Source organism: Streptococcus sp. 1449, from assembly GCF_013276805.1.
Classification (GTDB): Bacteria; Bacillota; Bacilli; order Lactobacillales; family Streptococcaceae; genus Streptococcus; species Streptococcus pseudopneumoniae.
The window spans coordinates 31,650-42,763 of record NZ_VMLS01000029.1; the positions used below are offsets into that span (position 1 = coordinate 31,650).

13 protein-coding genes and 3 pseudogenes are annotated in these 11,114 nt (G+C 39.3%); 2 read left to right on the forward strand and 14 right to left on the reverse strand.

Annotation, left to right across the window (positions count from 1 at the left end; translation table 11 throughout):
• Positions 1 to 161: 161 nt before the first annotated feature.
• A complete protein-coding gene (locus HT687_RS06700; protein ID WP_054392605.1) occupies positions 162 to 1,313 on the reverse strand; it encodes an MFS transporter in 1,152 nt (383 codons plus the stop codon).
• Between the two features lie 200 nt (positions 1,314 to 1,513).
• On the opposite strand from HT687_RS06700, the gene HT687_RS12195 reads away from it, so the two are divergent.
• Entirely contained in the window at positions 1,514 to 1,639 is a 126-nt protein-coding gene (locus HT687_RS12195) for a hypothetical protein (protein WP_258953690.1), read from the forward strand.
• Here the strand turns inward: HT687_RS12195 and HT687_RS06705 are convergent.
• From HT687_RS06705 to HT687_RS06720, 4 genes are all read right to left on the reverse strand, one after another.
• Positions 1,636 to 2,265 carry a Pr6Pr family membrane protein gene (locus HT687_RS06705; protein ID WP_016397631.1) on the reverse strand — a complete coding sequence of 210 codons (630 nt, stop codon included), beginning with the start codon at positions 2,263 to 2,265 and terminating at the stop codon, positions 1,636 to 1,638. The two genes, HT687_RS12195 and HT687_RS06705, sit on opposite strands and share 4 nt — an antisense overlap.
• 2 nt (positions 2,266 to 2,267) lie before the next feature.
• Complete coding sequence (locus HT687_RS06710) at positions 2,268 to 2,606, reverse strand: zinc ribbon domain-containing protein YjdM (RefSeq protein ID WP_001061591.1); 339 nt, start codon at positions 2,604 to 2,606, stop codon at positions 2,268 to 2,270.
• Between the two features lie 130 nt (positions 2,607 to 2,736).
• Positions 2,737 to 3,408: a (d)CMP kinase gene (gene cmk, locus HT687_RS06715; RefSeq protein WP_000849385.1), complete on the reverse strand. Its 672-nt coding sequence runs from the start codon at positions 3,406 to 3,408 to the stop codon at positions 2,737 to 2,739.
• 8 nt (positions 3,409 to 3,416) lie between these two features.
• Positions 3,417 to 3,893 carry an SAG1386/EF1546 family surface-associated protein gene (locus HT687_RS06720; protein WP_001040900.1) on the reverse strand — a complete coding sequence of 159 codons (477 nt, stop codon included), beginning with the start codon at positions 3,891 to 3,893 and terminating at the stop codon, positions 3,417 to 3,419.
• 51 nt (positions 3,894 to 3,944) lie between these two features.
• On the opposite strand from HT687_RS06720, the gene HT687_RS06725 reads away from it, so the two are divergent.
• Positions 3,945 to 4,148, forward strand: a complete 204-nt coding sequence (locus tag HT687_RS06725) for a ferredoxin (RefSeq protein ID WP_080564678.1) — start codon at positions 3,945 to 3,947, stop codon at positions 4,146 to 4,148.
• Between the two features lie 63 nt (positions 4,149 to 4,211).
• Here the strand turns inward: HT687_RS06725 and HT687_RS06730 are convergent.
• From HT687_RS06730 to HT687_RS06765, 9 genes and pseudogenes are all read right to left on the reverse strand, one after another.
• Positions 4,212 to 4,313 (reverse strand): annotated as a pseudogene (locus tag HT687_RS06730) (group 2 glycosyl transferase); the annotation flags it as partial.
• 38 nt (positions 4,314 to 4,351) lie between these two features.
• Positions 4,352 to 4,996, reverse strand: coding sequence for a hypothetical protein (locus HT687_RS06735; protein WP_023934114.1), 645 nt, complete (start codon positions 4,994 to 4,996; stop codon positions 4,352 to 4,354).
• Between the two features lie 174 nt (positions 4,997 to 5,170).
• Positions 5,171 to 5,362 (reverse strand): annotated as a pseudogene (locus tag HT687_RS12350) (glycosyltransferase); the annotation flags it as partial.
• Positions 5,363 to 5,545: 183 nt separating this feature from the next.
• Positions 5,546 to 6,124: pseudogene (locus HT687_RS12355) on the reverse strand (glycosyltransferase family 2 protein); the annotation flags it as partial.
• The gene (gene galE, locus HT687_RS06745) at positions 6,108 to 7,127 is read right to left on the reverse strand and encodes a UDP-glucose 4-epimerase GalE (RefSeq protein ID WP_001156507.1); all 1,020 of its coding nucleotides are present in this window, start codon (positions 7,125 to 7,127) and stop codon (positions 6,108 to 6,110) included. The gene galE and the pseudogene HT687_RS12355, both read right to left, overlap by 17 nt.
• Positions 7,106 to 7,465 (reverse strand): hypothetical protein, encoded by a 360-nt coding sequence (locus HT687_RS06750; RefSeq protein WP_000694300.1) that lies wholly within the window; start codon positions 7,463 to 7,465, stop codon positions 7,106 to 7,108. The genes galE and HT687_RS06750 overlap by 22 nt, the downstream gene beginning before the upstream one ends.
• Positions 7,466 to 7,471: 6 nt before the next feature.
• Positions 7,472 to 8,575: an FAD-binding oxidoreductase gene (locus HT687_RS06755; protein WP_172924117.1), complete on the reverse strand. Its 1,104-nt coding sequence runs from the start codon at positions 8,573 to 8,575 to the stop codon at positions 7,472 to 7,474.
• A gap of 216 nt (positions 8,576 to 8,791) precedes the next feature.
• The gene (locus HT687_RS11925) at positions 8,792 to 9,418 is read right to left on the reverse strand and encodes an Abi family protein (RefSeq protein WP_226372039.1); all 627 of its coding nucleotides are present in this window, start codon (positions 9,416 to 9,418) and stop codon (positions 8,792 to 8,794) included.
• Between the two features lie 958 nt (positions 9,419 to 10,376).
• On the reverse strand, positions 10,377 to 11,114 hold a 738-nt coding region (locus HT687_RS06765; RefSeq protein ID WP_191995401.1), incomplete at its 5' end, for a hypothetical protein.

Here is an 11,114-nt window from a genome sequence, read left to right on the forward strand (position 1 = left end):
CTATAGTAGATTGAAATAAGATATGAACAACTCTATTAGGAAAGTCAAATTAATTTCTAGAAATGTTTTAGCAGCTACAGCGTACTATTCCAAACTCAATCAACTATAGTTTGCTCTTTGATTTTCATTGAGTATCAAAAGAAAAACTTAGGAAACCAATCCTAAGCTCTCTTTTGAAATAGGTACATGACAAAGATAGAGGTTACAATCAACCAACCTCCTAAGATGGCAAAGACCAGCATCCCATTGTGCGTTAGTAACCCTATTGCACCTAGAATGAATGGGGTCGTAAAAGCTCCGAAACTACAGCCTAAAACTGCAAATGAAGTTGCTTGATTGAGGAGTTTAGCTGGAATTCGTTCAGAGACAAGTTGAAAGACCGTCGTCAAGACTACACTATAGGCAAATCCAGCCAGAACACTTCCTGCTACTACCACCCACAAGGATGGAGACAAGGCAATCACGATTTGCCCCAAGCCAAATGTAATACCAGACCAGAGGAGCAGTTTCTCTTTAAAGATAGAAATCAAGAAAGAAAAACTCACTCCAGCCACAATCCCGATTAACTGCATGAGACTAAGAACAAAACTAGATAACTGGGCATCCCCCAATCCTCTTTCCACCATCAAACTTGGAATACGGATGGTAATAGCTGTATTGGTACAAACTACAGCTGCCGCTTCGATAGCTAGGGTAAAAATCAAGCCTTTCATTTCTCGAGTTAAACGACTTGCTTCCTTCGCTCTTTTCTTGACTTCTTTCTTTGATTTTCCATAAGGGACAAAGAGCAGATAAAGGGGCAGCACCAAAAATCCAGCACTATAGGCTAGAAAGATAGCTGTCCAACCAAAGGCCAACAACTGACCGACGGCCAAGGTAATGAGAGAAGCTCCAACGACCTCTGCAGAAGCGCGTAGCCCTAACATCTGAATTCGCCTTTTTCCTTGATAGCGTTCACTGATAATAGAAATGGCCTTGGCATTGATCATCCCAACACCTAAACCAAAAAGAAGCCGTGTTCCAAAGACAAAGGGATAGGCTTGGTACCAGAAGGGAGCTGTACCGCTCAATGATAAAATCAGCAAGCCCAAACTAATCTGTAAGCGCTCAGGAAATATTTTTTCTAAGAAACCATTTAGCAGTAACATCATCATGATTCCAAAGGAAGGCAAGCTCACCAAGAGCTCAATTTGTTCCTTAGAATAACCCTGATAATAGTCAAACATGGCTGGTAGGGCACTCGAAATGGAAAAGGAGGTAATCAAAACGAGGGAGAGAGCCAAAATGCTGGCCCGTTCTAAAAATTGTTTCATGAAATCTCTTTCTATATTTCTCTTAATCTTCTACTTTTTTGATAGTTATCAAAAAAGCAAGAAAAGAAGAAGCCTCATTGGTACACAGACTCCTTCTCAAACTCGAAAATGAATCCCTTGTGTCTTATACTCAATGAAAATCAAAGAGCAAACTAGGAAGCTAGCCGCAGGCTGCTCAAAACAGTGTTTTGAGGTTGCAGATGGAAACTGACGAAGTCAGCTCAAAACATGGTTTTGAGGTTGTAGATAAGACTGACGAAGTCAGTAACCATATCTACGGCAAGGCGAAACTGACGTGGCTTGAAGAGATTTTCGAAGAGTATTAGGATGACTTTCTCTTGATTTGCTTAATAAAGTAGAAGATAAATCCTGCTACCATATAGGCAACAAAGATAATCAGACACCACTTAAACACAACATTCCAACCCTTGTTCACATTCAAAAAGAAGTAAGGGAAAGGATTATCCTTGGCATTTGGAATATTGAGTTTTAGAACCAAGCCATTAAAAAGAGCAAACATCATATACAGCAAGGGTAAAATGGTCCACACTGCTGGATCCCAAATCTTATATTGACCCTGTTTGTCAAAAAAGAGGGTATCCGCTAAAAACCAGATGGGAACGATATAGTGGCAAAGGAAATTTTCTAGGGTATAGAAATTAGTCGCAATGGGCGCCAAGAGGAAATGGTAAATCACACAGGTAATCATGATACTCATGGTGACCCCACCTTTTAAGCGCAAGAGACTTGGCCTTTGCCAATTTTCACCTACACGGCTCATAACCTTTAGAAGATAAAGGGTAAAAATAGTTACCAAGAGGTTGGACAGAACCGTGTAATAGAGAAGCATCCCAAAACCACCATGCTTAGTAATTTCAAGATAAACTCCCGTAAAAGCCGCTAGAAACAAGAAGATACGGCTATAAAATACAAGTTTATAGTGTTTTGACATGCTTAAATCTTCCTCACAAACTCTGATTTAAGTTTCATGGCACCAAAACCATCAATCTTACAGTCGATATTGTGGTCGCCTTCTACGATGCGGATATTTTTCACGCGCGTCCCTTGTTTCAAATCTTTTGGCGCACCTTTTACTTTCAAGTCCTTGATGAGAGTTACTGTATCACCATCAGCCAATTTATTTCCGTTGGCATCGATAGCGACAAGACCTTCTTCTACTTCTGCAACTTCAGCAGGATTCCACTCATGAGCACACTCTGGGCAAACCAGTAGGGCACCGTCTTCGTAGACATACTCTGAGTTACATTTTGGACAATTTGGTAAATTGTTCATGGTTTCTCCTTATCATCATTCACTATTCTTTGAAAATCAAAATTTCTCGAACAGCAACTATTATACCCTAAAATCAGCATTTTGACAAATTTAGAAAAAAACCGATATCCATCTATCGGCTTTTCTACATTTACATTCTTTTTTCAGCTTCTGATTTGATTTTTTCAACTACTTCTTGAATGTTCAAGCCAGTTGTATCAAGATAGACAGCGTCCTCTGCTTGTTTAAGAGGAGAAGTCTCCCGATGACTATCCTTGTAGTCACGCGCAGCAATTTCCTTTTTTAGGGTTTCAAGGTCTGTTTCAATTCCCTTGGCAATATTTTCCTTGTAACGGCGCCCTGCTCTCTCATCAACAGAAGCTACTAGGAAAATTTTCAATTCTGCTTGTGGCAATACAACAGTTCCAATATCGCGACCATCCATGACAATCCCACCTTGCTGGGCAATTTCTTGTTGGAGAGAAACTAGTTTCTCACGCACTTGAGGAATTGCTGCAATAGCAGAAACATGATTGGTCACTTCATTTTCACGGATAGGATGGGTAATATCCACATCTCCTACAAAAACAAGCTGGTCTCCAGTTTCTGAACGTCCAAAGCTGATTGGATGCTGGTCCAACAAGGTTAGAAGGGCTCCGACTTCTTCAACTCCTAATTGGTTCTTAAGAGCCATATAGGTCGCTGCACGATACATAGCTCCTGTATCAAGGTAGGTGAATCCAAAATCCTTAGCAATAATCTTTGCGACCGTACTCTTACCGCTGGAAGCAGGACCATCAATAGCAATTTGAATTGTTTTCATATCGGCTCCTATTTTATTTTTATAACATCACCTGGATTAGCAAACCAAGATCCTGTAGCCATGTGCCCAGGATTCAAGGCCTCTAACTGAGCAATGGAGATTCCTGCACGAGCGGCAATAGCTGCTTCCCCTTCTCCTGCGAGAACTTTAATCGTTCCTTCAGGATTAGCAGCTTCTTCTGAACTACTAGAAGTAGATTCTGGCTCTGAACTCTGCTCAGGCTGAGAACTGCTTGAAGATGAGACTTGTACTACACTTGCATCAGAATCATGAAAGTCTTTTAAGGCTGCTGTGCGATTACTCCCCCCCGATGATAGATAGATGAGAACGATGACCATCACCACCACAATTACAAAGAAAATACTAGCTAGGATCGTCAAAATACGATTAGCCATCCTATCAGCCCCTCCGTGGTTTCGATGCCGACGCTCTGCTCTTGCTTCTTCTTGATCATAAATATCTTCTTGCCACGGTTCTTTTGCCATACCTTACTCCTTGTTTTTTTTTACTTTTCTTATTACAATATAAATATGAACATGAAAATCACACTTATACCTGAACGATGCATCGCCTGTGGGCTTTGCCAAACTTATTCTGACTTATTTGATTACCACGATAATGGAATCGTGCGTTTTTACGATAATCCTGACCAACTGGAAAAAGAAATTTCTCCTAGTCAGGATGTCTTAGAGGCTGTTAGAAACTGTCCGACACGTGCCTTGATTAAAAATCAACACTAATCTCTCATAGTAAATTGACAAGAACGTTTCACTCTTTCTAGTTTAGCATATTTCCATGTAAAATTATAGTCTTTTCACTTTATTTTTTTCTGTAAAATCAGGAAGATCACTTTTTTCTTTAACGAGATAAAGTGGTCTTTTTTTAGTCTCCAGATAAATCTTACTGCAACTTATAATCTAAATTCCTCAATGAGAATAGACTTCTACCATTCTATTTCCTTTACCCTTTTTACAAATTCATTCCACTCTCGTCTACAATCTTTAGATAGGCATATATCCGTATAATTGAACGGTAAATCTTTAATATTCTTCCACCAATCAAAAGAATTTCCCGCTTCTTCTGTTTCTATTCTTTTGTTAACTACTTCAACAATTGTATTATCTATCTCTTCCTTGTCATCTAAACTTAGAAATCTCCATTCAATTCCATTTGTATAAATTACTTTTTTATACCATAAAAGGTCTCCAATAAGTTGTCCCATCTCTCCAGTTATATGTTCAAAACTGTTCGATATGGTTGATTTGATTTTTTCCTCTGTAATTAAACTATAATTTAAATTCTTAACTTCCACGCATCCTCGAAGTTCCTTCCATTCTTCAATTTTTATACTTTTCCTAGATTTGTTTTCATAAGTCTTATCTAAAATAACTATATCAGGAAAATTACTTAGACCATAATAAATTTGTCCCAAACCCCTTCTTTGTCTTCCGAAGACATATCTTTTTGATAAACTATCTTTTAAAGTTGGCTTAATTATATCAGCAACTAAAGGATACAGTTCAACCTCTACATAATTTTGTTTCTTTATTAGCCCGATTTCTTCAGTATAATCCTCTTTACTTAGCATAAAATAACCCTCCTGAATGTTTTATTTATTAAGTTATCGTCTTTGCAGTAAATTTATTCCACATAGTTCATTTATATCATGTCAAATCCCTAATTTTTTTAAAAATCACTCAAATTCCAGACCAAAAGAATTATAATTACAAAAAAGTGACTGCGCCAGATAATTCCTACTTTTTCATGATCTATGATAACTTTTTTCTTTGATAAGATAAAGTGGTCTTTTTTTAGTCTCCAAATAAATCTTACTGATATATTTACCGAGAATCCCAATAGTCAAGAGTTGAATGCCTCCAAGAAAGAGAATAACAGCCATCAGAGAGGTCCAACCAGATGTCGGATTGCCCAAGATAAGGGTCCGAAACACCACAAAAACAGTCATCACAAAAGAAATAAAACAAGATAGGAGTCCCGCCACAAAGGCGATAATCAGGGGAAAATCTGAAAAATTAACAATCCCTTCAATGGAGTAGAAAAAAAGTTGCCTCAAACTCCAACTGGTCTTGCCAGCCTGCCTTTCGACATTTGGATAGTCCAAATAGTAGGTTTTGAAACCCACCCAGGCGAAGAGCCCCTTTGAAAAACGATTGGACTCGGTCAAGCTTAAAATGGCATCGACTACAGACCGTCTCATCATGCGAAAATCACGGACACCTGATGGCAGGGCTACTGGACTAATTTTTTGCATAAGGCAGTAAAAGAGATTAGCACAAAAACTGCGAAAGAAGGGTTCTCCCTCCCGACTAGTTCTCCGTGTTCCAACACAGTCTAAATCTGCATTCTGGTCTAGTAAGTTTTTCATCTCAAGCAACATACCAGGAGGATCCTGGAGGTCTGCATCCATTACCACCACCGGATCTCCTGTCGCATATTGCAAGCCTGCATACAGAGCTGCTTCTTTGCCAAAATTTCGCGAGAAAGAAATATAATGCACTGCCGGATTTTGTTCCCGATAGGCCTTTAAGAGTTCCAAGGTTCCATCACTTGATCCATCATCGACAAAGACATACTCGATTTCTGTTTCCAAGTCAGGAATCAGAGCTTCCAGAGCCTGATAAAAAAGAGGAAGTACTTCCTCTTCGTTTAAACAGGGGACAATGATTGATATCACCATCTTAGTCTTCGAATCCATTTGGATGCTTGCTTTGCCAACGCCATGTATCTTCACACATTTGGGTGATGCCGAGTTCTGCTTCCCAGCCCAGTTCTGCTTTGGCTTTTGCAGGATCTGAATAGCAGGCTGCGATATCCCCTGGGCGACGGTCTACGATGCGGTAAGGAATTGGGCGTCCCACTGCTTTTTCCATATTTTGGATAATTTCAAGAACTGAGTAGCCTTTACCTGTTCCAAGGTTATAAACGTTTAGGCCTGAACCTTTTTGGATTTTTTTCAGAGCTGCGACGTGACCTTTAGCCAAATCGACAACGTGGATATAGTCACGAACACCAGTTCCATCTTCGGTATCGTAATCGTCTCCAAACACTTGCACTTGCTCTAATTTCCCAACAGCTACTTGAGTCACATATGGCAAGAGGTTGTTTGGAATACCGTTTGGATTTTCTCCTAGGTCTCCACTTTCATGGGCTCCGATTGGGTTGAAATAACGAAGCAAGACCACATTCCATTCTGAGTCTGCCTTGTAGATATCTATCAAAACTTCCTCTAGCATGAGCTTGGTACGACCGTATGGATTGGTCACTGAAAGTGGGAAATCTTCCAGGATTGGCACTGTATGAGGATCTCCGTAAACTGTCGCAGAAGAACTGAAAATGATGTTCTTACAGTTGGCTTCTTCCATAGCTTTCAAAAGGCTAAGAGTTCCTGCGATATTGTTGTCATAGTAGGCAAGAGGAATACGAGTAGATTCTCCAACAGCCTTCAAGCCAGCAAAGTGAATGACCCCTGTTGGTTCTTCTTGTTTGAAAATGTCACGAAGAGTATCTATATCACGGATATCTGCCTCATAGAAAGGTACTTCAACTCCTGTAATTTTCTCAACAACTTCTAAACTTTTGCGATTGCTGTTGACAAGGTTATCCACCACAACAACCTGATGACCTGCTTGGATTAACTCAATAACAGTGTGGGTTCCGATAAAACCTGCTCCACCCGTTAGCAAAATCTTTTCTTGCATCTTAATTCCTCGATTCTCGGATTATTTTTTCTTATTTTACCATTTTTGATAGGGAATGTCATTTGCCATCCTAGAGGGTAAGATAAAATTTCAGTAAAATGCTTATACTCTTCGAAAATCTCTTCAAACAACGTCAGCTTCGCCTTGCCATGGGTATGGTTACTGACTTCGTCAGTTCCATCCACAACCTCAAAACAGTGTTTTAAGCTGACTTCGTCAGTTCTATCCACAACCTCAAAGCAGTGCTTTAAGCTGACTTCGTCAGTTCTATCCACAACCTCAAAGCAGTGCTTTGAGCAGCCCGCTGCTAGTTTCCTAGTTTGTTTTTTGATTTTCATTGAGTATTATTCGCTTTTTACCGGTTTGACATAGTTTTCAATTGGGTAGTTTAGAGGGTCCAAGGTCAATTCCTTTCCTTGAACCAGTTGAGCTAAATGGTAACCGATGATAGGACCCGTTGTGAGGCCTGAAGAACCCAGTCCACTAGCAGCATAGACACCTGCTAAGCCGGGTACTTGCCCAAAGAAAGGTGAGAAATCACTGGTATAGGCACGAATTCCCACACGCTCAGCTCTTGAAGTCGCTCTAGCTAAAACTGGATAGTGAGGCAAGGCTACCTCCTCCATTTGTTGGAGTAAGGTTTCATCTACCATCAAATCAAATTCCATGTCATTTTCATGAGTAGCACCTAAGGACAATTTCCCACCAGAAAAAGGAATCAAATCCCACTCCCCTTCTGGCATAACAACAGGGTAATCTTCCATGTCTTGGGCCAGCTGATAATCTCGGAGCTGTCCTTTCTGAGGACGGACATCCACAGCATAACCCAAGGGTTCTAACATATCCCCCAACCAAGCTCCCGTCGCCAAAATAACCTGCTCAAACTCCTCTTCACCAATCTGGTAGCCTGATGCTAACGGTGTCAGAGTCACTTTTTCTTTGACCAGCTTGACATGACTTGATTCCAGCAAATGAGTCACTAAAAGTTGGCCATCTACTCTCGCTCCACCAGAAGCATAGAGCAGACGGTCAAATCCCTGCAAACCAGGGAATAATTCATTAGATGATGCTTGGTCCAGAATGGCTAATTGCCCTATCAAGGGAGATTCTTCTCTGCGCTGGAGGGCTAATTCATAGAGTTCTTCCAACTTGGATTCATCCTTTTTCAGGAGAAAGACTCCCGAACGATGGTAAAAGTCGATTTCTTGCCCTGATTTCTCTAAATCAGCTAATAAATCCACATAAAAATCAGCCCCCAAGCGCGCCATTTTGTACCAAGCTTTATTGCGGCGTTTGGAAAACCAAGGACTGATAATTCCTGCTGCAGCCTTGGTAGCCTGACCTTGTCCATGGTCAAAGACGGTTACCTCTAGGTCACTTTCTTTCGAGAGGTGGTAGGCAGCTGTTGCCCCCACAATTCCTGCTCCAATAATGGCAACTTTTTTCATTGTTATAATTTATTCCTTTTGTTTCACTCAAGGCACAACACAGAATAAAAATGTTTTGTGCCCTTTATTTTGTTTTATACTAGACCTCCATACTATCTTATTCTTTCCAATAATTATCTATCTAAGAGATTATCCTATTCTTAATTGTCAATAAGTTCACCCAGTCCTCTGGAAGACCGTAGTGTCTCAAATCAACTTGTTCTCTACTTCCTTCTTCTAGTAAATTTTGTATTTTTTATTCCAAAAATTCTGGGTTTCTAGGGACATGGACAAAATAAGATGTCTCATTGCTATAAAATAAATAAATAATGTCTTATCATCATTCTCTGAGTTTGTCTCCAATAACTCCTTATCAGAATGATGAAGAGCAGGTAAGGTATGGTGTAAGCGTTCATATAATCTGCCATTATATGAGCATATATTTCTAAGATATCGAAGTGCATTACACCAGGACAATAAGATTTTAGCTGGAATTTTATCATCCTTATACAAGAGCAAACTAATATAAGCAGCAACCTTATTTCGATAACCTGGTTGTAAGGCGACAAGAAATGATGATATATTTCCAAATGTCATTAAACGAAAAACAGTCCAAGGCAACACAACACCATATTGTCTAATCTGATTCTTTACTATGGAATCATCTTGTTTTTCAAAAATAAACCGCGATAAATGATACTTTGTTTTCAAGACAGTATCCTGACGTTTAGGGTTATCCTTGCAGTATTTAGATTGTTCAGAAAAATATAAATCATCGTCTTCAAAAATATAAATAGTTTTTTGGTATCCAAGCGTCAGAGTATCAGCGGTACTCTTTTTCAAAAAGACTTCAATTCTCTCCAATATTTCTTGAAGGAAATTTCTAAGGTAACTATCAAATAAATAGGCTTACTTAGCTAAAATATACTGACGATTAACCAATTTACCATAAATCTACGCAATCCTTTTTATAAAATTCATCGTCAACATTATATGAAAAATCCCAATGAGATTTATCTTTCATATGTTGATACAATTCTTCTTCTGTCAGTGCAGGTTCAATCGCCATTTTTAACGTAGTAGGTGCTAACACAGGATTATAAACTAATCGTATTTTATCAACTATATCAATATTTCAAGGAATATATTCCTTGAAATTTGTTAATTCAAATATGGCATCATTCATTCTAACAGTCTCCACTATATGAAAAAAGGTCACCTAGTTATACATTGCTGCACCTTTGATGACTTCTAATCTACCTAGATTATACCACAATAATCCCTATTAATCAATAGAAATATTTTTTAAGTGTAGTATATTGAGCCTAGAATAGTAGGCTACGGATTCTAAAATATTTCTAGAAATTAATTTGACTTTCTCAATCTCTTTGTTCATATCTTATTTCAATCTACTATATATGATATACGTATGGTTGGTTATGGAGAGCACAATCATCTGACAAAACCAAGCGATAGAGAGCGCTTACATCAACTCCTAAAGAAAGATGGATAGAAAGACGCTTTTCAACTTCTTTCTATCCATTACTTCCTTCAAGAGTCCACACCAGCAATTTTCAGTTCCATTTCATGAACTATCTTACTTGTTTCGTGTTTCTTCTTTATCTTACTCTACCATCAAAGACTTCTACTTGTACTAGAGGAGGAAGCATTCCCATTTAAAAGACGGTGTCCTGTTCCCAGAACCACTTCCCCACTAGAAGCTGGTATATTCCCACTACAGGTTTGCGACTAACTTTTCCTATCGTCATTATCCAGCAATGTAGTAACTTCTATGGTCACCTGCGATATTTCAACATGTCGCTTATCTTAGCTGAGCAAGAATCGCTTTGAGTTTCTCAATCAACTCGTCTTCTGTGTGGTCAGACTCTTTCTCATTGGCTAGGAAAGCAACTGCTTGAGCGAGAGCTTCTCGTGCTTGGTCGAGAACTTTCGTATCCACATTTGTAGAATCCAATTCTGCTTCAATCTTGCTTAGTTCCTTGACCAATTTCTTGAGTTCTGACTCTTTCTTACGACGCGCGATGAGGAAGAGAAGGAGCCCAAGAAGGGCAAGTAGACTGCCAATCATTACTACATATGAAAATTCAGTAGTTGTCTGACTATCGTCTTTCATCTGATCTTTTTCTTGATTTTGCTGGTCTTCTTTCACACCTTTTAAGGAGTCTATTACCTCTCTCACTCTTCTAACAATATCACGCAAATCGGACTCTGTCAAACTTTCGTCATTAAGAGCTTGTTTAATCTCTGTAAGAAGAGCTTTAGCTGACTCAAGCGTTGTACTATCTATATCATCCAAATCTTTCAAACGACTTTCCAATCCTTCAACCAATCGAGCAAGCTCAGACTTGTCAACAGGACGAGTCTCGTTAGGAGTCACTGTAGTTCCTGAATTGTTTGGAGTGCTTGTAGAAACTGGCGTTTCTTGAGTCGAAGTGCTTGCTTGTGCCTGTCCAACAGTAGACGATGGAGTAGTAAGGGTCGTATTGCTACTATTGTCAGTTGTCACACCAGGGGCTGGAGTATTGCCTCTGTTATCTGG

Excerpts from the sequence above, each read along its gene's own strand:
- HT687_RS06720 (WP_001040900.1), bottom strand. The coding sequence starts at position 3,893 with ATGGCAAAAGAACCGTGGCAAGAAGATATTTATGATCAAGAAGAAGCA.
- HT687_RS06705 (WP_016397631.1), bottom strand. The coding sequence starts at position 2,265 with ATGTCAAAACACTATAAACTTGTATTTTATAGCCGTATCTTCTTGTTT.
- HT687_RS06700 (WP_054392605.1), bottom strand. The coding sequence starts at position 1,313 with ATGAAACAATTTTTAGAACGGGCCAGCATTTTGGCTCTCTCCCTCGTT.
- HT687_RS06710 (WP_001061591.1), bottom strand. The coding sequence starts at position 2,606 with ATGAACAATTTACCAAATTGTCCAAAATGTAACTCAGAGTATGTCTAC.
- galE (WP_001156507.1), bottom strand. The coding sequence starts at position 7,127 with ATGCAAGAAAAGATTTTGCTAACGGGTGGAGCAGGTTTTATCGGAACC.
- HT687_RS06735 (WP_023934114.1), bottom strand. The coding sequence starts at position 4,996 with ATGCTAAGTAAAGAGGATTATACTGAAGAAATCGGGCTAATAAAGAAA.
- HT687_RS06725 (WP_080564678.1), top strand. The coding sequence starts at position 3,945 with ATGAAAATCACACTTATACCTGAACGATGCATCGCCTGTGGGCTTTGC.
- HT687_RS06750 (WP_000694300.1), bottom strand. The coding sequence starts at position 7,465 with ATGAAAATCAAAAAACAAACTAGGAAACTAGCAGCGGGCTGCTCAAAG.
- HT687_RS06755 (WP_172924117.1), bottom strand. The coding sequence starts at position 8,575 with ATGAAAAAAGTTGCCATTATTGGAGCAGGAATTGTGGGGGCAACAGCT.
- HT687_RS12195 (WP_258953690.1), top strand. The coding sequence starts at position 1,514 with ATGGAAACTGACGAAGTCAGCTCAAAACATGGTTTTGAGGTTGTAGAT.
- cmk (WP_000849385.1), bottom strand. The coding sequence starts at position 3,408 with ATGAAAACAATTCAAATTGCTATTGATGGTCCTGCTTCCAGCGGTAAG.